19 protein-coding genes are annotated in these 21,990 nt (G+C 70.4%); 11 read left to right on the top strand and 8 right to left on the bottom strand.

Annotated features, from left to right (window positions below):
- From ABZ845_RS26535 to ABZ845_RS26525, 3 genes are all read left to right on the top strand, one after another.
- Positions 1 to 1,045, top strand: a 1,045-nt coding sequence (locus ABZ845_RS26535; RefSeq protein WP_360984020.1) for a VWA domain-containing protein, incomplete at its 5' end; no start/stop codon positions are given.
- 169 nt (positions 1,046 to 1,214) lie between these two features.
- A complete protein-coding gene (gene metG / locus ABZ845_RS26530) occupies positions 1,215 to 2,924 on the top strand; it encodes a methionine--tRNA ligase (RefSeq protein ID WP_360984017.1) in 1,710 nt (569 codons plus the stop codon).
- Positions 2,925 to 3,038: 114 nt separating this feature from the next.
- Positions 3,039 to 3,734, top strand: coding sequence for a hypothetical protein (locus tag ABZ845_RS26525; protein WP_360984014.1), 696 nt, complete (start codon positions 3,039 to 3,041; stop codon positions 3,732 to 3,734).
- A gap of 147 nt (positions 3,735 to 3,881) precedes the next feature.
- On the opposite strand, the gene aspS is transcribed toward ABZ845_RS26525, so the two are convergent.
- The gene (aspS, locus tag ABZ845_RS26520) at positions 3,882 to 5,645 is read right to left on the bottom strand and encodes an aspartate--tRNA ligase (protein WP_360984011.1); all 1,764 of its coding nucleotides are present in this window, start codon (positions 5,643 to 5,645) and stop codon (positions 3,882 to 3,884) included.
- Between the two features lie 184 nt (positions 5,646 to 5,829).
- Here aspS and ABZ845_RS26515 point away from each other — a divergent pair, with 184 nt between their 5' ends.
- Positions 5,830 to 8,022: a SpoIIE family protein phosphatase gene (locus ABZ845_RS26515; RefSeq protein ID WP_360984008.1), complete on the top strand. Its 2,193-nt coding sequence runs from the start codon at positions 5,830 to 5,832 to the stop codon at positions 8,020 to 8,022.
- Between the two features lie 66 nt (positions 8,023 to 8,088).
- Here the strand turns inward: ABZ845_RS26515 and ABZ845_RS26510 are convergent, their stop codons facing one another.
- From ABZ845_RS26510 to ABZ845_RS26495, 4 genes are all read right to left on the bottom strand, one after another.
- Positions 8,089 to 9,177, bottom strand: coding sequence for an AI-2E family transporter (locus ABZ845_RS26510; RefSeq protein ID WP_360984005.1), 1,089 nt, complete (start codon positions 9,175 to 9,177; stop codon positions 8,089 to 8,091).
- A 103-nt stretch (positions 9,178 to 9,280) separates the two neighbouring features.
- Positions 9,281 to 9,670, bottom strand: coding sequence for a hypothetical protein (locus ABZ845_RS26505; protein ID WP_360984002.1), 390 nt, complete (start codon positions 9,668 to 9,670; stop codon positions 9,281 to 9,283).
- 327 nt (positions 9,671 to 9,997) lie between these two features.
- On the bottom strand, positions 9,998 to 10,978 hold the full coding sequence (locus ABZ845_RS26500; RefSeq protein ID WP_360983999.1) for a pirin family protein: 981 nt from the start codon (positions 10,976 to 10,978) through the stop codon (positions 9,998 to 10,000).
- A gap of 139 nt (positions 10,979 to 11,117) precedes the next feature.
- A complete protein-coding gene (locus tag ABZ845_RS26495; protein ID WP_360983996.1) occupies positions 11,118 to 11,600 on the bottom strand; it encodes an SseB family protein in 483 nt (160 codons plus the stop codon).
- A gap of 152 nt (positions 11,601 to 11,752) precedes the next feature.
- On the opposite strand from ABZ845_RS26495, the gene ABZ845_RS26490 reads away from it, so the two are divergent.
- The 3 genes from ABZ845_RS26490 (at position 11,753) to ABZ845_RS26480 (ending at position 15,469) form a co-directional block, all read left to right on the top strand.
- Positions 11,753 to 13,579: an acyl-CoA dehydrogenase gene (locus tag ABZ845_RS26490; RefSeq protein WP_360984069.1), complete on the top strand. Its 1,827-nt coding sequence runs from the start codon at positions 11,753 to 11,755 to the stop codon at positions 13,577 to 13,579.
- Positions 13,580 to 13,780: 201 nt separating this feature from the next.
- Positions 13,781 to 15,079, top strand: coding sequence for a M18 family aminopeptidase (locus ABZ845_RS26485; RefSeq protein ID WP_360983993.1), 1,299 nt, complete (start codon positions 13,781 to 13,783; stop codon positions 15,077 to 15,079).
- A gap of 147 nt (positions 15,080 to 15,226) precedes the next feature.
- A complete protein-coding gene (locus ABZ845_RS26480; RefSeq protein ID WP_360983990.1) occupies positions 15,227 to 15,469 on the top strand; it encodes a DUF6458 family protein in 243 nt (80 codons plus the stop codon).
- Between the two features lie 12 nt (positions 15,470 to 15,481).
- On the opposite strand, the gene ABZ845_RS26475 is transcribed toward ABZ845_RS26480, so the two are convergent.
- Positions 15,482 to 17,329 carry an NHL domain-containing thioredoxin family protein gene (locus ABZ845_RS26475; RefSeq protein ID WP_360983987.1) on the bottom strand — a complete coding sequence of 616 codons (1,848 nt, stop codon included), beginning with the start codon at positions 17,327 to 17,329 and terminating at the stop codon, positions 15,482 to 15,484.
- 150 nt (positions 17,330 to 17,479) lie between these two features.
- On the opposite strand from ABZ845_RS26475, the gene ABZ845_RS26470 reads away from it, so the two are divergent.
- The gene (locus ABZ845_RS26470; protein WP_360983984.1) at positions 17,480 to 17,695 is read left to right on the top strand and encodes a hypothetical protein; all 216 of its coding nucleotides are present in this window, start codon (positions 17,480 to 17,482) and stop codon (positions 17,693 to 17,695) included.
- A gap of 108 nt (positions 17,696 to 17,803) precedes the next feature.
- On the opposite strand, the gene ABZ845_RS26465 is transcribed toward ABZ845_RS26470, so the two are convergent.
- Positions 17,804 to 18,235: a cupin domain-containing protein gene (locus ABZ845_RS26465; RefSeq protein ID WP_360984066.1), complete on the bottom strand. Its 432-nt coding sequence runs from the start codon at positions 18,233 to 18,235 to the stop codon at positions 17,804 to 17,806.
- 114 nt (positions 18,236 to 18,349) lie between these two features.
- On the opposite strand from ABZ845_RS26465, the gene ABZ845_RS26460 reads away from it, so the two are divergent.
- Both ABZ845_RS26460 and ABZ845_RS26455 read left to right on the top strand, forming a co-directional pair.
- Positions 18,350 to 19,378 (top strand): helix-turn-helix domain-containing protein, encoded by a 1,029-nt coding sequence (locus ABZ845_RS26460; RefSeq protein WP_360983982.1) that lies wholly within the window; start codon positions 18,350 to 18,352, stop codon positions 19,376 to 19,378.
- Positions 19,375 to 19,869: an LURP-one-related family protein gene (locus ABZ845_RS26455; RefSeq protein WP_360983980.1), complete on the top strand. Its 495-nt coding sequence runs from the start codon at positions 19,375 to 19,377 to the stop codon at positions 19,867 to 19,869. Before ABZ845_RS26460 ends, ABZ845_RS26455 begins: the two co-directional genes overlap by 4 nt.
- A 219-nt stretch (positions 19,870 to 20,088) precedes the next feature.
- Here the strand turns inward: ABZ845_RS26455 and ABZ845_RS26450 are convergent, their stop codons facing one another.
- Positions 20,089 to 20,913, bottom strand: a complete 825-nt coding sequence (locus tag ABZ845_RS26450) for a maleylpyruvate isomerase family mycothiol-dependent enzyme (protein ID WP_360983977.1) — start codon at positions 20,911 to 20,913, stop codon at positions 20,089 to 20,091.
- Between the two features lie 244 nt (positions 20,914 to 21,157).
- Between ABZ845_RS26450 and ABZ845_RS26445 the strand changes: the two genes are divergently transcribed.
- Positions 21,158 to 21,973 carry a carbon-nitrogen family hydrolase gene (locus ABZ845_RS26445; RefSeq protein ID WP_360983974.1) on the top strand — a complete coding sequence of 272 codons (816 nt, stop codon included), beginning with the start codon at positions 21,158 to 21,160 and terminating at the stop codon, positions 21,971 to 21,973.
- The last annotated feature ends 17 nt before the right edge of the window (positions 21,974 to 21,990 follow it).

Raw genomic sequence — 21,990 nt, 5'->3', positions numbered from 1 at the left:
GGTGACCCCGGAAGCCGAGCCGGAGCCCGAATCCGCACCCGAGCCGGAAACCGAAGCCGCGCCCGAGCCGGAAGCCGAGACGGCCCCCGAGCCCGAAACCACCCCGGAAGCCGCCGCCGAGCCGGAGCCCGAGGCCACCGCCGAGCCCGAGCCCGCGGCCGAGGTGACCGCCGAGCCCGAACCCGAGCCGACCCCGGAACCCGCCGCCGAGGTGACCCCGGAAGCCGAGCCGGAGCCCGAATCCGCACCCGAGCCGGAAACCGAAGCCGCGCCCGAGCCGGAAGCCGAGACGGCCCCCGAGCCCGAGGCCGCCCCCGAGCCCGAAACCACCCCGGAACCCGAGCCCGAAGCCGAAACCGAGCCCGAGGCAGCCCCGGCCGCCGCCCCCCTCACCCTTTCCGGCGTCAAGACGCTCGCCCCCGGCCTCGCCTCCGCCTACGAAGCCGCGGCCACCGTCCTCGACAAGCACGGCCTCACCGGCACCCGCGCCAAGGTCTACCTCGTCCTGGACCGCTCGGCCTCCATGCGCCCGTACTACAAGGACGGTTCGGCGCAGGCCCTCGGCGAGCAGGCCCTGGCCCTCGCCGCCCATCTGGACCCCGAGGCCACGGTCCACGTCGTCTTCTTCTCCACCGAGCTCGACGGCACGGGCGAACTGACCCTCACCGAGCACGAGAACAAGATCGACGACCTGCACGCGGGGCTCGGCCGCATGGGCCGCACGAGCTACCACGCGGCCGTGGAAGCCGTGACCGCCCACCACGAGAAGTCGGCCGACCCGGCCCTCCCCGCCCTGGTGGTCTTCCAGACGGACGGCGCCCCGGACGCCAAGACCCCGGCCACCCAGTCGCTCACGGACGCCGCGGCCGGGCACCCCGCCGTCTTCTTCTCCTTCGTCGCCTTCGGCGACCCGGAGAACAAGGCCTTCGACTACATCCGCAAGCTGAAGACGGACAACACGTCGGCCTTCCTGGCGGGCGAGACCCCGCGCGAGCTGACGGACGCCGAGGTCTACGAGGGCGTACTGGCCTCCTGGCGCCCGTGATCCATCCGGCTCCCGAAGGCACCACCCCGGGCCGCCCGCTTCCCACCCTTCAGAACGGGAAGCGGGCGGCCCGCCCATGTCGGCTACGATTTCAAGGTTCGTAGACGATGCAGACGACCCGAAAACGGACGTATCGTCACCTGACGTAGCGACTTGGGAGCAGCCCGCGATGGCTCGACACCTCATCACCAGCGCCCTTCCGTACATCAACGGGATCAAGCACCTGGGCAACATGGTGGGGTCCATGCTCCCGGCGGACGTGTACTCCCGGTACCTCCGCCAGCGCGGCCACGACGTCCTGTACATCTGCGCGACGGACGAGCACGGCACGCCGGCCGAACTCGCGGCCAAGGAGCTGGGACTCCCGGTGGCCGAGTTCTGCGCCCAGGCGCACCACGCGCAGAAGGCTGTGTACGACGGCTTCCACCTCGCCTTCGACTACTTCGGCCGCAGCTCCAGCTCCGAGAACGTCGAGATCACCCAGCACTTCGCCCGCCGCCTCAACGAGAACGGCTTCATCGAGGAGCGGGCGATCCGCCAGGTCTACTCGCCCACCGACGGCCGCTTCCTGCCGGACCGCTATGTCGAGGGCACCTGCCCCCACTGCGGCTACGACAAGGCCCGCGGCGACCAGTGCGAGAACTGCACGCGCGTCCTCGACCCCACCGACCTGATCGACCCGCGCTCCGCGATCTCCGGCTCCACCGACCTGGAGGTCCGCGAGACCAAGCACCTCTTCCTGCTGCAGTCGAAGCTCCAGCACGAGGTCGAGGAGTGGGTCGCCCGCCATGAGAAGGACTGGCCGCAGCTCGCCTCCTCCATCGCCCGCAAGTGGCTGACCGAGGGGCTGCACGACCGTGCGATCACCCGCGACCTGGACTGGGGTGTCCCGGTCCCGGCCGACACCTGGCCGGAGCTGGCGGCCGAGGGCAAGGTCTTCTACGTCTGGTTCGACGCCCCGATCGAGTACATCGGTGCGACGAAGGAGTGGGCGGACGCCACGGGGGGCGACTGGAAGTCCTGGTGGTACGAGGTCGACACGGACGTCCGCTACACCGAGTTCATGGCGAAGGACAACGTCCCCTTCCACACGGTGATGTTCCCGGCCACGGAGCTGGGCGTGCGCGAGCCGTGGAAGAAGGTCGACTTCGTCAAGGCGTTCAACTGGCTGACGTACTACGGCGGCAAGTTCTCCACCTCGCAGAAGCGCGGCGTCTTCACCGACCAGGCGCTGGAGGTCCTCCCCGCCGACTACTGGCGCTACTTCCTGATCGCCAACGCCCCCGAGTCCGACGACTCGTCGTTCACCTGGGAGCACTTCACCGCCACGGTGAACAAGGACCTCGCCGACACCCTCGGCAATTTCGTCAACCGGGTCCTCTCCTTCTCCCGCAAGCGCTTCGGCGACGACGTCCCGGCGGGCGGCGAGCCGGGTGAGGCGGAGGCGCGCCTCGGTGAGGAGATCGCGCGGCTCCTCGCGGAGTACGAGGAGCACATGGAGGCCATCCAGTTCCGCAAGGCGGCGGCCTCGCTGCGCGCTCTGTGGTCGGCGGGCAACTCCTACCTGGAGGAGAAGGCCCCCTGGCTGGAGATCAAGACGAACCCTGAGGGCGCGGCCCTCACCCTGCGCACGGCGATGAATCTGATCCACCTCTACGCGGTGGTCTCGGAGCCCCTCATCCCGAGCACGGCGGCGGCGATGCGCGGCGCCTTCGCGCTGAAGGACGACACGGCGGTGTGGGTCACGGCCGACGAGGCGAAGTCCCTCACCTCCGTGCCCGCCGGCACCCCCTTCACGGTCCCGCCGGTCCTGTTCGCGAAGCTCACGGACGAGGACCTGCAGACGTACAAGGAGCGCTTCGGCGGCGAGGCGGCGTAGTGCCGGACATCCGGCCGCGCAGCTGAACGCGACCCCAGGGAGCCCCGTCGGCGGCGAATGGAGGAAGAACGTGGGTTTCGTCAGCGGCGGTCTCGAGGAGTAATCCGAGTCACAGTGAGCCTCACCGACCCCCACCGGCGACTCCTCTCGGACGTCGTCGGAGCAGGCAGCCCGTACGCGTTGGTCCTCGCCGGCGGTTACGCCCTCCACGCGCACGGGCTGCTCCGACGCCCGCACTCCAACGTGGACTTCGCCACCGAGAGCCCCGCGCCCATGGAGCGGATCGCGGGGACCCTCGGCTCGGCCCTGGAGGCGCGGGGACGCCATGTGAAGGCCGGTGCCGTCACCGCGCTCACCGCGCACCTGTCGGTCACGGACCCGCCGACCGGTGAGCCGTGCGAACTCGTCCTGCACAAGGAGGCTTTCTGGCAGCCGCCGGAACTGACGGAGTACGGCCCCGCGCTCGCTCTCGAAGACGCCGTCGGCACGAAGATCCGCGCTCTGTACGACCGGGGGTCGGCCGTCGACCTGATCGACGCACGGGCGGCGGCGCACCGCTTCTCCCTGCCCGACCTGGAGGAACTGGGCCGCCGCCACGCCCTGGACCCCTTCGACCTGCCCACCCTCCAGTCCCGCCTGACCGGCACGGACTTCTACTCCGAGCGGGACTTCACGCGATACGGCCTGGACGAGCCGGAGATCACCGCGCTCCGCGCGTGGGCGCAGCACTGGTCCGACGACATCGCCGAGCGGCTGCTTGAGGACGGTGCGTCCCCCGACACGGAGATCGAGCCGGACGTCGAGGACTGAACCCGGCCGCCGACCGCCGCAGCCAGGCGCGGCACGATGCCGAGGGCGCAGCCGGGCACGGCGGAAGGGGGGCGTGAAGCCGACGTCGGTCCGTCGGCTTCACGCCCCCCTTCGGTGAGCGCTGAGCGGGCCCCGGCCCGCCGGCCGCTACTTGGCCTGCGGCTTGCGGATGGACAGGTGCAGCTCGCGCAGGCGCGCCTCGTCCAGTTCCGTCGGGGCGCCCATCATCAGGTCCAGCGCGTTGCCGTTGAGCGGGAAAGAGATGGTCTCGCGGATGTTGGGCTCGTCGGCCAGCAGCATGACGATGCGGTCGACGCCGGGCGCGATGCCGCCGTGCGGCGGGGCGCCGAAGCGGAAGGCACGGAGCATGCCCGCGAACTTCTCCTCGACGGTCTCACGGTCGTAGCCCGCGATCTCGAACGCCTTGAGCATGATCTCGGGCTCGTGGTTCCGGATGGCGCCGGAGGAGAGCTCGACGCCGTTGCAGACGATGTCGTACTGCCAGCCCAGGATGTCCAGCGGGTTCTGGGTCTCCAGGGCCTCGAGGCCGCCCTGCGGCATGGAGAAGGGGTTGTGCGAGAAGTCGATCGCGCCGGTCTCCTCGTCCTTCTCGTACATCGGGAAGTCGACGATCCAGCAGAAGCGGAAGACGCCCTCCTCGAAGTGCCCGGCGCGCTTGGCGGCCTCGACGCGGACCGCGCCCATGATCTTCGAGACCTCGTCGAACTCGCCCGCGCCGAAGAACACCGCGTGACCGGCGGCCAGCTGGAGCCGCTTCGTCAGCTCGGCGACGTTGTCCTCGGTCAGGAACTTCGCGATCGGGCCGGTCAGCGAGCCGTCCTCGGTGACCCGCACCCAGGCCAGGCCCTGAGCGCCCAGCGAGACGGCGTACTCGCCGAGCTGGTCGAAGAACTTCCGGGGCTGGCCCGAGACGTCCGGGACCGGCAGCGCGCGGACGTGCTTGCCCGCGAACGCGTTGAACTCCGAGCCCTCGAAGACATCGGTGATGTCCACCAGCTCCAGCTTGGCGCGCAGGTCCGGCTTGTCGGAGCCGTACTTCAGCATCGCCTCGCGGAACGGGATCCGCGGGAATGGGGAGGTGACATGGCGGCCCCCGCCGAACTCCTCGAAGATCTCCGTCATGAGCTTCTCGATCGGCTGGAAGACATCCTCCTGCTCGACGAAGCTCATCTCGACGTCGAGCTGGTAGAACTCGCCCGGCGAGCGGTCCGCGCGGGCGTCCTCGTCGCGGAAGCAGGGCGCGATCTGGAAGTAGCGGTCGAAGCCGGAGATCATCAGCAGCTGCTTGAACTGCTGCGGGGCCTGCGGCAGGGCGTAGAACTTGCCCGGGTGCAGACGGGAGGGGACGACGAAGTCACGGGCGCCCTCCGGAGAGGTGGCGCTGAGGATCGGCGTCGCCATCTCGTTGAAGCCCATCGCGGCCATCTTGTGGCGGATGGAGGAGATCACGGCGCTGCGCAGCATGATGTTGCGGTGCATGCGCTCGCGGCGCAGGTCCAGGAAGCGGTACTCCAGGCGCCGCTCCTCGTTGACCCCGTCCTCGGTGTTGATCGTGAAGGGGAGCGGTGCGGCCTCGCCGAGCACCTCCACCTCGCCGACCTCGATCTCGATCTCACCGGTCGGCAGGTCCGGGTTCACGTTGTCCGTACCGCGGGAGACGACCTTGCCGTCGGCGCGGACGACCGTCTCCTTGGAGAGCTTGTCGAGCGCCTCGTAGGAGGGCGTGCCGGGGCGGGCCACGAGCTGCGTGATGCCGTAATGGTCGCGCAGATCGATGAACAGGATGCCGCCCAGGTCGCGCCGATTGTGCAGCCAGCCGCTCAGCCGGACGTCGCCGCCGACGTCAGAGGCGCGGAGCTCGCCGCAGGTGTGGGACCTGTACCGATGCATCGTCGTTCATCCAGTCTTCGTGGATCGGGGTCTTTCCGGGATCGCTCGCCCCGGCGCCTCCGGGCGGGCACGGCCCGGACCTACCCAGCGTACCGGCCGCCCCGAGATCACCTCCCCCTCATTACCCCGGGGCGTGCACACCGTTCAGTGGCATCGTGCGATCACATCTTCTTACAGTGGGAAAATGCGCAGTGGTGAGCCGCTGCCCGCCGTAGGGAACGTCCTGGCCGCCCTCGCGACCGGGATATGGCGCTACGACGCCGCCGCGGGGCTGGTCACCCTGGACGCCGAGGCCGCCCGGCTGGTCGGACTGCCCGCGTCGCCGACGACGCTGACGGTGGCGGGCATCCGCGCCCGCTTCCACCCGGCCGACTGGAACGAGGTCGACGGGATCGTGCAGCTCGCCCTGGTCGAGGGCACCATCGCCGAGGTCCGTATGCGGATCATGGACGCGCGCGGGCGCGTCCTGCGCATCGTGCGCAGCCGCTCCAGACCGACGACGCTGAACGCGCGCTCGGGCACGTACGAACTGGTCGGCACCCTTCAGGAGGTCAGCGACCCGTGCCCGAGCCCCGCGCGCTCCCCCGTCACCGGCGACCGGCGCCGCTCGCGGGAGGCGTTTCTGCTGGACGCCGGGCGCGCGCTGGCCGAGGCGCGGTCCACACAGGAGGTGCTGAGGGTCGCGGCCGGGCTGTCGATGCCCGGCTTCTCCCCGGACGGGCTCGCGGTCTTCGGCGCCGAGGGGGACCGGCTGACCGTCGTGGGCCACCACGGGCACCGGCCCGGGGACGAGGGACCCTTCACCCAGATGTCACTGGAGACGGACTATCCGGCCGCCGAGGTGGTGCGCACCGGGCGGGCCGTCTATCTGTCCTCGCCCGACGAGTACCGGAACCGCTACCCCGTCTCCTGGCCGCTCGCCGCACGCTTCGGCCGCCGTTCGTGGGCGTTTCTGCCGCTCTCCGTGGCGGGTCGCACGATGGGCGCGTGGATGGCGGGGTTCAGGTACCCGGTCGCCTTCACGCCCGACGAGCGCTCGGTGCTCACCACGGTCGCCCGCATGCTGGCCCAGGCCCTCTCCCGCGCGGGCACCGCCGAGACGGAGCGGGAGCTGACGGACGGACTGCAGCGCTCTATGCTGCCCACGCTCGGTCCGGAGATACCCGGCATGACGGTGGCCGCGCGCTACATACCGACCGGCGGCGGACTCCAGGTGGGCGGCGACTGGTACGACATGATCCAGCTGCCCCGGAGCACCTCACGGACGGGCTCCGGGGGAGGCCGGTTCGCGCTCGCCATAGGCGATGTGCAGGGACATGACGTGCGCGCCGCCGGGCTGATGGGACAGCTGCGGATAGCGCTGCGCGCGTACGCGTCCGAGGGGCACCCCCCGGACGCCGTCCTCGCGCGGGCCTCGCGCTTCCTGAACGGGTTGACGTGCGCCGAGGGCCGTGCGGATGACGGCGCCGACCCGCGCTTCGCGACCTGCCTGTACGTCGAGGTGGACCCGGCGACCGGGACGCTGGAGTTCGCCCGGGCCGGTCACCCCCACCCCGCGATCAGGCTGGCCGACGGGACGGTGCTGACGCGCCCGACCGCGGGCGGGCTGCCGCTCGGCATCGACCCGGACGCGGACTATCCGACCACGAGGGTCGTCCTGGGGCGCGGCGAGATCATGCTGATCTGTACGGACGGGCTGATCGAGACCGGCGGGCACGACCTGGAGACCGGCTGGCGGCGCATCCGGCGGGTCCTTCAGGCGCACGACGGGCATCCGGAGGAGCTGGCCGACTCCCTGGTGCAGGCGGTGCACGGGCCCTCGTCGCACCACGCCACGGGGCCGCTGACCGACCGGCGGGAGGACGACATCGCGTTCGTACTGCTGTGCAGGATCGGCGAGGGATGCGGATGCGAACCGGACACCGGCGCCCGGCGGACCGTGCGCCGCACGATGCTGACGGTCGCGCAGGCCGAGCCCCAGCGGATCGCGGGCGCCCGGCAGCAGGTGCGCGAGCTGCTCCACGACTGGTCGTGCGAGGACCAGGTCGACTCGGCGGTTCTGCTGGTGTCCGAGGTGCTCACCAACGTCCTCGTGCACACCGACGCGGACGCGCTCCTCGTCGCCGAGGTCTCCGGCGACCGGGACCGGCCGGACGGCCGGCTCGGACGCCGGCTGCGCGTGGAGGTCACCGACGCCGGTGACGAACTCCCGCACCGCCGCCATCCCGGCGAGCTGGCCTCCTCGGGCCGCGGCCTGCTCCTCGTGGCGCTCCTGGCCGACGCCTGGGGGGTGGATCCGCGGGGCGAGGGCAAGACGCTCTGGTTCGAGCTGAACGAGGAACCCGCGAAGGACGGTTCGGACCGGCCGGCCGGGTGAGGAGCGGGCGGCCGTTCCGGGGCGGTACGGCTCGGGGGCACAAGGGGGCCGTACGCGGCCGGGCCGTCACACCTCCGGCGGTTCTCCCGGTTCCGGCCCCGTTCCCGCGTTCCCCGCCCCCGCCTCCCCTTCCGCCAGCCGTCCGCGCAGCTCATGGGCGACGCCGAACGCCGCCGCCGTCAGCGGGACCGCCAGCAGCATCCCCAGGATCCCGGCGACCGACGCCCCAGCGGTGAGCGCGAGCAGTACCGCCGCCGGGTGCATCCGTACCGTCCGGCTCTGGATCACGGGCTGCAGCACATGCCCCTCGAGGGCCTGTACGGCGACGACGACCCCGAGGGCCCACAGGGCGATGACGAACCCCCGGTCCGCGAGGGCGACCAGGATCGCGAGGGCGCCGGACAGGAAGGCCCCGAGGTAGGGGATGTACGCGCCGACGAACACGAGCGCGCCCAGCCCGACGGCGCCCGGGACGCGGAGGATCAGCAGGCCCACGGTGATGCAGACCGCGTCGATGAGCGCGATGAGCGTGGTCCCGCGCATGAACCCCTCGACCGCCTCGAAGGCGCGTCGCGCCACGGCCTCGACGGTGTCGCCGCTGGCGCCCGGCGCGAGCGAGCGCAGCAGGTCCGTGACCCGGTGGGAGTCTCGCAGGAAGAAGAAGACCAGCAGCAGGGCGAGTACGGCCATGGCGATGGTCTCACCGACGACGCTGACCCCGCTGATGACATTGGAGGCGGCGGTTCCGCCGAACTTGGTGAGCAGTTCCCTGGAGTGGGAGAGCACGTCGTCGAGCGAGGTCCCGGCCGCCCCGAAGTGCCGGGCGACGGACTGGGCCGCGTGCCTCAGCGAGGCGACGATCTGGTCGCCGGTGTCCATGAGGGCGGTGACCACGATGTACACCGCCCCGCCCACCACCGCCACGACGGCCACACAGGTGACCACGGCGGCCGGCGAGCGGGGGACGCCTACCTGGACGAGCTGCCGGTACAGCGGCCCCAGCAGCGCGGTGCCGAGCAGGGCGAGCAGCACGGGCACGACCGCCGTACGAAACTCCCCGCACAGGCTGATCACGACCCAGCCGACCCCGGAGACCAGCAGCGCGACGACGCACCAGGCGGCGAGCCGGCGTACTGATTCGGGGAGGAGCTGCACCTTCCCAGGCGAACACGCCGCAGACGGACTGTCCTGCGCGGACAGCCCGCCCGGGTTACGTGGCGTCAGGCCCGGTCGGGGCGGCCATTACGGGTGTCAGGGGTCAGGGGTTGTGCTCCGGGGTGGTGTCGTACTTGTGCACCCTGGTCCCGTCCAGCGCGTACACGTCCAGCACATAGCCGTGGGCGAGGTCGACGCCTTTCCCCGCGAGGAAGGACTCCAGCGTCCTGGCGAACGCGTCGAAGTCCGCGTAGCCGTCCCGCCTGCGGGTCCACACCGTCAGCTCCAGCACGCCCTTGCTGTTCTTCGCGTGCTTGATCCCGGACACATCGGGACGGCCGCCGGTGCGGCGGTACTCCGCCGCCAGGCTGCTGTCGGCGGAAGCCGGTGATGCGCTGATGGTCGGTGGGCCGCCCGGGTCCGAAGACAGCGCGCTGCATCCGGACAGGGCGATGGCGGCGGCCAGTACGAGTGCCGGACATGCTCGTTTCATCGCTGTCGCGTCGGCCATCAAAACCCCCCGTTTCCAGCCGTTCTGGCGCACCCCTTCGCAGCAGATTGGTCTAGTCCACTTGAAGGGGAGCGGGGCCCACCGTAGGCAGGCGGGAGCTCGAGGGGCAAGGCGCGCCTGGCGCGAATACGCTTCCGCGGGCGCACCGCAAGTCTGTCCGCCCGCTGTGGACTTGCCTCGACCCCTCGATTCCGGGACATGCCGGGCCCACGAGGGATTTGACCGAAACAGATCGGCCAGGAGTCCTTTTCCGGCCGAACGCCGACGGCGGGCCGTCCGGTAGGGACGGCCCGCCCGAGCGGCGCGGAGTCAGGAGCCCTGGGGGCCCTTCTCCGTCATTCCGTGCACCGCCGGGATCGTGCCGAGGCGCCCCTTCTGGAAGTCCTCGAAAGCCTGCTGGAGCTCCTCGCGGGTGTTCATCACGAACGGCCCGTAGTGCGCCATCGGCTCGCGGATCGGCTGTCCGCCCAGCAGCAGGACCTCGAGGTCCGGCGTGTGGGAGTCCTGCCGCTCGTCCGCGCGGACGGTGATCGAGGAACCCGCTCCGAACACGGCGGTCTGGCCGAGGTGGACCGGGCGCCGCTCCGCGCCCACGCTGCCGCGGCCGGCCAGCACATAGGCGAGGCCGTTGAAGTCCTCACGCCAGGGCAGAGTGACCTCCGCGCCCGGCGCCACGGTGGCGTGGATCAGGGTGATCGGGGTGTGGGTGACACCGGGACCCTGGTGGCCGTCGAGCTCACCCGCGATGACGCGCAGCAGCGCGCCGCCGTCGGCGGTCGTCAGCAGCTGGACCTGGCCGCCGCGGATGTCCTGGTAGCGCGGGGCCATCATCTTGTCCTTGGCGGGCAGGTTGACCCACAGCTGGATGCCGTGGAACAGGCCGCCGGACACGACGAGCGACTCCGGCGGCGCCTCGATGTGCAGGAGGCCCGAGCCGGCGGTCATCCACTGGGTGTCGCCGTTGGTGATGGTGCCGCCACCACCCTGGGAGTCCTGGTGGTCGAAGATCCCGTCGATGATGTAGGTCACGGTCTCGAAGCCGCGGTGGGGGTGCCAGGGCGTGCCCTTCGGCTCGCCCGGCGCGTACTCCACCTCTCCCATCTGGTCCATCATGATGAACGGGTCGAGGTGGCGGTAGTGGATCCCGGCGAACGCTCGGCGAACCGGGAAGCCCTCGCCTTCGAAGCCGCTGGGCGCGGTGGTCACCCCGAGGACAGGACGGGCCACCGCGTCGGCGGGGGCGATCACACGAGGCAGGGTCAGCGGGTTCTCGACAGTCACTGCGGGCATTTCGGTACCTCCTTATGGTCCCACTTTAGTTGACCGTTGAACTTTCTGCCACCCCGGAACGCGAAAGGCCCGGAGGGCATTCCCTCCGGGCCTCGGCAGTACGCGGGCGCTTCGCCGCCCCTCAGCCGTACATCCGCTCTCAGCCGTACATCCGCCGCATCGCGAACTCGACCATCTGCTCGACCGCCTTCGCGTCGAAGACCATCCGGTGCTCCCCCTCCATGTCGAGGACGAACCCGTACCCGGTCGGCAGCAGGTCGATCACCTCCGATCCGGTGATCACGAAGTACTTGGACTCCTTGCCCGCGTACCGGCGCAGCTCCTTGAGCGTGGTGAACATCGGGATCACCGGCTGCTGGGTGTTGTGCAGGGCGAGGAAACCGGGATTGTCGCCACGCGGGCAGTAGACCTTGGAGGTGGCGAAGATCTGCTGGAAGTCCTCGGCGGCCATCGAGCCGGTGGTGAACGCGCGGACCGCGTCCGCGAGCGACGGCGGCGACGGCTCGGGGTAGAGCGGGGCCTGCTGCCCGTACCCGCCGGGCATCTGCCCGCCCGGCATCGACCCGGGCATCTGCTGCTGCGGCGAGGCGTACTGCGCGCCCGCGTTCTGGTAGCCGTACATGCCCCAAAGAGTAGTAGGCCACATAAGAGCCACCAGGGGTTGATTCTTATTACCGACGGGTAGCATCATCGGAGCCGCTAGTCGTTACTAGTTGGTACGTGAACCAACGCGAGGAGTCAGTGCCTCGCCGATCCCGCTACGGAGCCGTCGCCATGGGGCACTACAAGTCGAATCTCCGCGACATCGAGTTCAACCTCTTCGAGGTGCTCGGCCGCGACAAGCTGTACGGCACCGGCCCGTTCGCGGAGATGGACACGGACACCGCGAAGAGCATCCTCGAGGAGCTGACCCGCCTCGCGGAGAACGAGCTGGCCGAGTCCTTCGCCGACGCCGACCGCAACCCTCCGGTCTTCGACCCCGAGACGAACACCGCGCCGGTCCCGGCGAGCTTCAGGAAGAGCTACAAGGCCTTCATGGACTCCGAGTACTGGCGCCTGGGCCTGCCCGAGGAGATCGGCGGCACCACCGCCCCGCCGTCCCTGATCTGGGCCTACGCGGAGCTGATCCTCGGTGCCAACCCGGCGATCTGGATGTACTCCTCCGGCCCGGCGTTCGCCCGCATCCTCTTCGAGGAGGGCACCGAGGAGCAGAGGAAGCTCGCCAAGATAGCCGTCGACAAGACCTGGGGCTCCACCATGGTGCTCACCGAGCCGGACGCCGGCTCGGACGTGGGCGCCGGCCGCACCAAGGCCGTGCAGCAGGAGGACGGCTCCTGGCACATCGAGGGCGTGAAGCGCTTCATCACCTCCGGTGAGCACGACATGGAGGAGAACATCCTCCACTACGTCCTCGCCCGCCCCGAGGGTGCCGGCGCCGGCACCAAGGGCCTGTCGCTCTTCCTCGTCCCGAAGTACCTCTTCGACTTCGAGACCGGCGAGCTGGGCGAGCGCAACGGCGTGTACGCCACGAACGTCGAGCACAAGATGGGCCTGAAGGCCTCCAACACGTGCGAGATGACCTTCGGCGACCGCCACCCCGCCAAGGGCTGGCTGATCGGCGACAAGCACGACGGCATCCGCCAGATGTTCCGCATCATCGAGTTCGCCCGCATGATGGTCGGCACGAAGGCGATCTCCACGCTGTCCACCGGCTACCTGAACGCGCTGGAGTACGCCAAGGAGCGCGTCCAGGGTCCGGACCTGGCCCAGTTCATGGACAAGACCGCGCCCAAGGTCACCATCACGCACCACCCGGACGTGCGCCGCTCGCTGATGCTGCAGAAGGCGTACGCGGAGGGCATGCGAGCCCTGGTCCTGCACACCGCGGCCGTCCAGGACACGATCGCGCTCAAGGAGGCGACCGGCGAGGACGCCTCCGCCGAGAACGCCCTCAACGACCTGCTCCTGCCGATCGTGAAGGGCTACGGCTCCGAGAAGGGCTACGAGCAGCTCGCCCAGTCGCTGCAGACGTTCGGTGGCTCCGGCTTCCTGCAGGAGTACCCGATCGAGCAGTACATCCGCGACGCCAAGATCGACACCCTCTACGAGGGCACCACCGCGATCCAGGGCCAGGACTACTTCTTCCGGAAGATCGTCCGCAACCAGGGCGCCGCGCTGAACTCGCTCGCCGAGGACATCAAGAAGTTCCTCGCGGTCGGCACCGGCGGCGAGGAGCTGGCCCCGGCCCGCGAGCAGCTCGCCAAGGCGGCCGTCGAGCTGGAGGCGATCGTCGGCCTGATGCTGACGGACCTCGCCGCCACCGAGCAGGACGTCAAGAACATCTACAAGGTGGGCCTGAACACCACCCGCCTGCTGCTGGCCTCCGGTGACGTGGTCGTCGGCTACCTGCTGCTCAAGGGCGCGGCCATCGCCGCGGAGAAGCTGGAGACCGCCTCCGCCAAGGACAAGGCGTTCTACCAGGGCAAGATCGCGGCGGCCCGGTTCTTCGCGGCCAACGTCCTGCCCGGCGTGACCCTGGCCCGCAAGCTGTCCGAGGGCGTGGACCTGGACCTCATGGAGCTCGACGAGGCCGCGTTCTAGGACGTCCCCTTCCGGGGGCGCCCCTGTCCGTGGGGGCACCTCCGTCAGCCCGTGGAGGCACACCGTCGCCTGCCCGCGACACCCGATACGGGCTGACCGGTCCCTGTCCGGCCGGTCAGCCCCCAAGCCTCCACAGCTTCCCTACGAGGGCCCGATTCCCATTACCGGGAGCGGGCCCTCGTCCGCCGTTAAGGTGAACACATGAGCATCAGCGCCCGCTTCGACCGCGGTCACACCGACGACCTCATGTCCTTCCTGGCGGCGAGCCCGTCGCCGTACCACGCGGCAGCGGGCGTAGCGGAGCGGTTGGAGAAGGCCGGTTTCCGGCGGGTCGAGGAGACGGCCGAGTGGGACGGCACGAGCGGCGGCAAGTACATGCTGCGCGGGGGCGCGATCATCGCCTGGTACATCCCCGAGGGCTGCGACCCGCACACCCCCTTCCGGATCGTGGGCGCGCACACCGACTCCCCGAACCTGCGGGTCAAGCCGCGGCCCGACAGCGGAGCGCACGGCTGGCGGCAGATCGCGGTCGAGATCTACGGCGGCCCGCTGCTCAACTCCTGGCTCGACCGCGACCTCGGCATCGCGGGCCGGCTGTCGCTGCGCGACGGCTCGACACGCCTGGTGAACGTCGACAGACCGCTGCTGCGCGTACCGCAACTGTCCATCCACCTGGACCGCTCGGTCACCACCGAGGGCCTGAAGCTGGACAAGCAGCGCCACCTCCAGCCCGTCTGGGGTCTGGACGACGATGTGCGCGGCGGTGAACTGATCTCCTTCCTGGAGGCGGAACTCGGGCTGGCCGCCGGTGAGGTGACGGGCTGGGACCTGATGACCCACTCCGTCGAGGCACCGGCCTACCTGGGCCGTGACAAGGAACTCGTGGCGGGCCCCCGCATGGACAACCTGATGTCCGTGCACGCCGCCACCGCGGCGCTGGCGTCCGCGGCGACCTCCGGGGACGCCCTCTCGTACATTCCGGTGCTCGCCGCCTTCGACCACGAGGAGAACGGCTCCCAGTCCGACACGGGTGCCGAAGGCCCGCTCCTCGGATCGGCTCTGGAGCGCTCCGTGTTCGCCCGGGGCGGCACGTACGAGGACCGGGCACGCGCCTTCGCAGGCTCGGTCTGCCTGTCCTCCGACACCGGGCACGCCGTCCACCCCAACTACGCGGAACGGCACGACCCGACGCACCACCCCCGCGCCAACGGCGGCCCGATCCTCAAGGTGAACGTCAACAACCGCTACGCCACGGACGGCTCGGGCCGCGCGATCTTCGCCGCCGCGTGCGAGAAGGCGGACGTCCCCTTCCAGTCGTTCGTCTCGAACAACGCGATGCCCTGCGGCACCACCATCGGCCCCATCACGGCGGCCCGCCACGGCATCAAGACGGTCGACATCGGCGCGGCGATCCTGTCGATGCACAGCGCCCGCGAGCTGTGCGGCGCGAACGACCCGTACCTGCTGGCCAACGCCCTGGTCGCGTTCCTGGAGGGCTGAGTCCCCACGGGCCGGCCGATCCCGCCCCGGCCGACAGGCACCTGACGGGCCGACCGACCGCGCGAGGACGGACCGGCATGCCCGCCGCCCTCCCGGGTACCCGGGTCCGGGACCGGAAGGACCGGTCCCACAGGGAGGGCAGGACTCATGGGCCTGGGTGGATGCATCATCCTCATAGCCGTGGGGGCCATCCTCGCGTTCGCGACCGACTGGCACATGAACGGCGTCAATCTGCACCTGGTCGGCGTGATCTTCATGGTCGTCGGGCTGATCGGGGTCGCCACCTTCAGCAGCATCGCCCGCCGCAGGCGGGTCGTGGTGCCGCCCACTCCCGTCGTCGAGGAGGAGCGGCACCATCACCGTGACGAGTACGGCGGCTACGGGATCTAGTGCCCAGCCGGTCTACTCCGCGTCCATGCCCGCCAGCACCAGCGGAAGGCGGGTCGCACCGCCCTGCGTGAGGCGGACCGGGACGCCCCAGTCCTGCTGGTGGACGTGGCACGCCGGGTACTCGTTGGCCGGATCGTCGTCACAGGACGCGGCCATCGCCGAGACGTGCAGGACACCTTCCGATATGGAGGGGTCCAGCTCCAGCTCGCGCGTGAGGTCCGTGTCCGCGCCCTCCCCCTTGAGCAGCAGCTCGGGCGGAGTCGAAGAGACCAGCAGGCGTGTCGAGGGCCCATAGCGCGTGTCCAGCTTCTGGCCGGCCGGAGCCTGGAAGATCACGTCCAGCCGGAGCCCTCCCGGCGCCACCTCGGTGGCCGCGCGCTGGGTGCGGTGGGCGACCGAGGCGACCTGGACCGCCTCCTCGGGCAGCCGCAGCCGGGTCAGCCTGTGACGGGCCGACTCGACCACCACGATGTCCTTGCCGACGAGCACCGCGTCCGACGGCTCCCGCAGATCGGTCGCGAGTGTGGTCACCTCACCCGTCGCCGGGTCGTAGCGCCGCAGAGCGTGGTTGTAGGTGTCGCTGACCGCCACCGAGCCGTCGGGCAGGGCGGTCACGCCCAGCGGGTGCTGAAGGAGCGCCTGGCCCGCCGCGCCGTCGCGGTGCCCGAAGTCGAACAGCCCCGTACCGACCGCGGTGTGCACCGCGCCGTCCAGGTCGACCCAGCGCAGGGCGCTCGTCTCGGAGTCCGCCAGCCACAGACGCTCCCCGTCGGCCGACACGGCGAGCCCCGACGGCTGCGCGAACCATGCCTCGGAGCCCGGTCCGTCCACCAGCCCCTCGTTGGTGGTACCCGCCGTCACCCCCACCGTGCCCGCCTGCGGATCGTAGGCCCACAGCTGGTGCACGCCCGCCATCGCGATCCAGACCCGACCGCCGAAGACGGCCACGTCCCACGGCGAGGACAGGTCCACCTCCCGCGCGGGACCCGAAGCCGGCGAGCCCTGCCACCACTGCTTGCCGGTGCCCGCGAGCGTGGTGACCTCGCCCGTCGCCAGGTCCAGGCGGCGCAGCGCGTGGTTCACGGTGTCGGCGATCACCACCGTGCCCTCGTCCAGCAGTGCCAGGCCCTGCGGCTCGCTGAAGGACGCCGTGTCCGCCGGGCCGTCCGCGAAGCCCCGCACACCGGAACCGATCCGCCGCACGACCGTCTCGCCATCCGCCGCCAGCTCCACCAGCTGGTGCCGGGTGGTGTCGCTGACCAGGAAGGTCCCCGACGGCAGCAGGAGCGCCTTGCCCGGGAAGCGCAGCGTCGTGGGCTCCGGCTCCGGCGCCACATAGGGACCGTCGCCGCGACGCAGCGTTCCCTTCGCCGAGTGCTCCTCCTCCAGCTCCTCGACAAGCCGCGCTATCGCGTGCGCGTGGCCCTCGCCCGCGTGCTGCGCGACCACATATCCCTCCGGGTCGATGACCACGAGGGTCGGCCAGGCGCGCACGGCGTACTGCTTCCAGGTGGCCAGCTCGGGGTCGTCGAGGACCGGGTGCTCCACCCCGTACCGCTCGACCGCGTCCACCACCGCCTGGTGCTCCGCCTCATGGACGAACTTCGGGGAGTGCACGCCGATGATCACCACGGTGTCGCGGTGCTTCTCCTCCAGCTCGCGCAGCTCGTCCAGCACATGCAGGCAGTTGACGCAGCAGAACGTCCAGAAGTCTACGACGACGCACTTACCTCGCAGGTCGGCGAGGGTCAGCTCTTTACCTCCGGTGTTCAGCCAGCCACCCTTGCCGATCAGCTCGGGGGCGCGGACTCGGGCACGTCGGCGGGGCGCGGGGGTGGGCGCCGGGGCGGCTTCGTTCATGGCTCAAGAGTGCCATCCACGGCGGGGAACCCATGGAGCCTGTGGATAACTCGGTCACGTTGGATGCCCGGACGGCCACCGGATGCGTTCAAGCCGTCGCGGAGAGATGCTCGGAGGCGTACAGGGGGGCGACTCCAAGGGAGCAGTTCCATGCCACGAGACATCGACGACGTCGACGACGAGATCCGCCGTCCGGACCGTTCACGCGCCCACGGTGAGATCTTCGACGACGAGTCGCACGATCCCGACGCGAGCGGGTCCGACTTGCCGGAACGCGACAGAGCAGGATCCCGAGTACGCCGCGAGCACGGTGCGAGGCGCTCGTCGTGGGACGAGAAGGAGGACTGGCACGAGGGCTACCGCTGACCGGCCCTCCGTACCCTCCGCGGCCCCCGTGCGGTCCGTGAGCGAGTCCCCCGCCCTCTGGGCGGGGGACTCGTCCGTGTCCCGCGCGCTGCCCGGCCCCGCGTCCGTTCAGGTCAGCGCGTGCCCCGTCGTGGCGTCCACATGAGCCGGGATCTCCTCATGGCGGTCACCGACCGACATGGTGCCGGTCGGCTCGAACATCAGGATCGACGCACCGGCCGGGGCGGACGGCTTGTGCTCCGTGCCGCGCGGGACCGTGAAGACCGATCCCGTGGGCAGCGTGACCGTCCGCTCGCCCTCGTCGTCGCGCAGCGCGATGCGCAGTTCGCCGTCCAGCACGAGGAAGAACTCGTCGGTGTGGTCGTGTGTGTGCCAAAGGTGCTCTCCCGCCACCTTCGCGATACGGACGTCGTAGTCGTTCACGGCCGTCACCACGCGCGGGCTCCACAGCTCGGAGAACGATGCGAGAGCCGCGGCGAGGGAGACGGGTTGCGCGGCGTCCGCCTGCTGCCGGGAGTCCGCGAGTTCCTCGGGCTCCATGGCTTCTTCGGATTCCGTGGGTTCTGTGGGTTCTGTGGGTTCCACGAGTTCTTTGGGTGCCATGCCGCCATCCTGCGAATGACCGCCCTGCCGCACGAGTGCTAGAAATCGCATATGCCGCAAGGATCCTCTCAAGCGCCGATCGCGCACGGGCCGTCCACGCACCCGCCGTCCGCGCACCGCGTGGTCCTCGTCGTGGACGAGAACTCCAATCCCTTCGAGATGAGCTGCGCCATCGAGGTCTTCGGGCTGCGGCGGCCCGAACTCGGACGGGATCTGTACGACTTCAGGCTGTGCGCCGCCGCGCCCAGGACCCGGATGAGGGACAGCTTCTTCACGCTCACCGACGTCGCCGGGCTCGACGCGGCCGAGGAGGCGGACACGCTGATCGTGCCGAACCGGCCCGACACCGACACCCCGCGCTCGGCGGACGTGCTGGAGGCCGTGCGCAGTGCGTACGCGCGGGGCGCACGGCTGATCGGTTTCTGCTCCGGTGCCTTCACCATCGCTGAGGCCGGACTTCTCGACGGGCGCCGCGCGGCCTGCCACTGGATGTGGACGGAGTCGTTCCGGAAGCGGTTCCCGCAGGTCAGACTGGAGCCGGACGTACTGTTCGTGGACGACGGCGACATCCTCACCGCCTCCGGCAGCGCCTCCGCGCTCGACCTCGGGCTGCACGTCGTGCGCCGTGACCATGGGGCCGAGATCGCGGCCGCCGTCTCCCGGCGGCTGGTCTTCGCGGCGCACCGCGACGGTGGCCAGCGGCAGTTCGTGGAACGGCCGCTGCCCAAGGTGGCGGACGAGTCGCTCGCCCCGCTGCTGGCCTGGGCCCAGGAGCACCTGAGCGAACCGCTCACCGTCGCCTGCCTCGCGGCGCAGGCCTCGGTGAGCCCGGCCACCCTGCACCGCCGCTTCCGTACCCAACTCGGCACCACCCCGCTGGCTTGGCTGACCGGGGAGCGGGTGACCCTGGCATGCCGGCTGATCGAGCGCGGGGAGGAGCGGCTGGACGTGGTCGCCGCGCGCAGCGGTCTCGGTACGGCCGCCAATCTGCGGGCACGGCTGCGGCGCGAGACCGGACTCAGTCCGTCGGCCTACCGGCGGCGTTTCGGACCGGTTCGGGGGGAACCTCTCGTCGTATGAGATTCCTCGTACGCGACAGGCTCCTCGGCTTCGGCGACGACTACTGGATCGAGGACCAGGACGGCAACAAGGTGTTCCTGGTCGACGGCAAGGCGATGCGCCTGCGGGACACCTTCGAGCTGAAGGACACACAAGGGCGGGTCCTGATCAACATCCACCAGAAGATGTTCGCCCTGCGCGACACGATGATCATCGAGCGCGACGGCGACACACTCGCCACGGTCAAGCGCAAGCGTCTGTCCCTGCTGCGCAACCACTACCGCGTCTCGCTGGTGGACGGCACGGAACTCGACGTCAGCGGCAAGATCCTCGACCGTGAGTTCGCCATCGACTTCGACGGCGAACTGCTCGCGCAGATCTCCCGGCGCTGGCTGCATATCCGTGAGACGTACGGCGTCGACATCGTGCGCGACGAGGCGGATCCGGCGCTGCTGATCGCTGTGGCGGTGTGCGTGATCCATCTGGCGGACAAGGAGCGGGAGGAGGACTGAGTGCCGGGAAGAGACGCACCGGCCGAGAACGGAAGACGGAAGTGCCGAGAGCGGAAGACGGAAGAGTGACGGCTGAGGACTGAGGACCGAGCGCGGCGGCCGTGGGAGCCCGGTGGTCCGTATGTGCCCCACGGCCGCGGCCGGACTGTCCCACGGGCCGGCCGGGCGCGCCCGGTCCTGCCGCCGCGCCCGGTACGGCCATCGCTCCTGCCCGGATCCTTACCTGGTCACGGCGAACGACAGAAGGATCGCCGCCGTCAGTTCCGGGTCGCCCTCCGCCTTGATGCGGTCGGCCACGACGTCCGCCGAGACACGGCCGCAGGCGAGGCGGACGTACGTCTCCCAGTCGAGCGAGAGCGACACCCTCGGGCCCAGCGAGGGCGTGCCGTCTATCGTGGCGCGGCCCTCGGCGTCGACCCGGACCGTCCGCAGGAAGTCGACCGGCCCGTGGACGTCGAAGACCACCGCCGAACCGGCGGGAGCCTTCGCCTCCTCGGCGACGACCTTCGGCAGCGCGGCCAGCAGTTCGTCCCGCACCACGTACGCGCCGGGCGAGTCCAGGTTGCCCGGACGGCCCAGCGCGGCGCGCAGGTCCTGCTCGTGCACCCACACGTCGAACGCGCGGTAGCGCATGGCCTCCTCGAGCGTCGGTTCGGTGCCCAGCGGGCCGCGCATCCTGGTGCCGGGGTCGCGCGTCTCGTTCCGCAGCTGCCGGTTGCGGCGGATGACCGTGTACTCCAGCTCGGACGTCATCTCCGGCGCCGTGTGGTGGCGGCGCACGTCGACCTGCATCTCCATGTAGCGCTGGTGTTCGTTGGTGACGTGATACAGGTCGCGCGGGAGGGTGTGGATGGGCCGAGGGTCGCCGAGCATCTCGCAGTCCATGCCGATGACATGGGAGACCACGTCGCGCACCGACCAGCCGGGGCACGGTGTCCGCCGGTTCCACTCTCCCTCCGCGAGCGGCTGGACCAGTTCGGATATCGCTTCGATGGAGTGGGTCCAGGCGTCGGCGTAGGGCTGGAGGGTGGGATGCAGACTCACGGAACGGGACCCCTCGGGCGGTCGGTGCACGGGCGGTTGTGACGGCGGTGACGGCGGTGCTGGCGGTGAAAGCGGTGTTGATCGGGCGGCGACTGTCGGCGGGTGCCTTGGAACTCCCCCAAGCTATCGGCTTCGCTCGAACAGGGGGATCCCCAAGTTACGCTGCTGCAGGGCACCCCGGCAGTGCTTTCGTGTGACGATCGTAGGCCGGTGAAGACGACTCGAATGCCAGGACGGTGGTACTGTGCGCGCCTCCCTCATCCAATTCCGGGTGGACGATGACGAATCGGTCGAATCACGCCGTCGGCGGGCCGCCTCGCTGGTGCGGGATCAAGCCGGAGTCGACCTGGTGGTCCTGCCCGAACTGTGGACGACCGGGGCGTTCGCCTACGAGCGGTTCGAGACCGATGCGGAACCGGTCGACGGGCCGACTTGTGAGGCCATGGCCAAGGCGGCGAGCGACGCGGGCGTGTGGCTGCACGCCGGGTCGATCCCCGAGCGGTCCGGGTCCGACGGCGGCTCCACGGACGACGGCCGTCTCTACAACACGTCTCTCATCTTCTCCCCCTCCGGTGAACTGGCGGGTGTCTACCGCAAGATCCACCGCTTCGGCTTCGACCAGGGCGAGGCCGTACTGATGGGCGCGGGCAGCGAGCTGGTGACCGTGCGTCTTCCGGAGACGACCGTCGGCGTGGCCACCTGCTACGACCTCCGCTTTCCCGAGATGTTCCGCTCACTCGTGGACGCGGGGGCCGAGACTCTCGTGATCCCGGCGGGCTGGCCGGAGCGCCGCCGGCCCCACTGGACGCTGCTGGCCCGGGCGCGGGCGGTCGAGAACCAGGCGTACGTCCTCGCGTGTGGAACGGCCGGGACGCACGCCGGAGTTCCGCAGGCGGGTCACTCGATCGTGGTGGATCCGTGGGGCGAGGTCCTCGCCGAGGCCGGCGCCGGCGAAGAGGTGCTCACGGTGGAGTTCGACCCGGCGAAGGTCGCGACGACCCGTGAGCAGTTCCCGGCGCTGAAGGACCGGGTCCTGGGCCTGGAGCCTCCGCGCCACTGACGGCCTCCGCCCCTGGC

The sequence above is a fragment of the Streptomyces sp. NPDC047022 genome (assembly GCF_040644155.1).
Lineage (GTDB): Bacteria > Actinomycetota > Actinomycetes > Streptomycetales > Streptomycetaceae > Streptomyces.
This window is presented reverse-complemented; position numbering and strand designations above follow the sequence as displayed.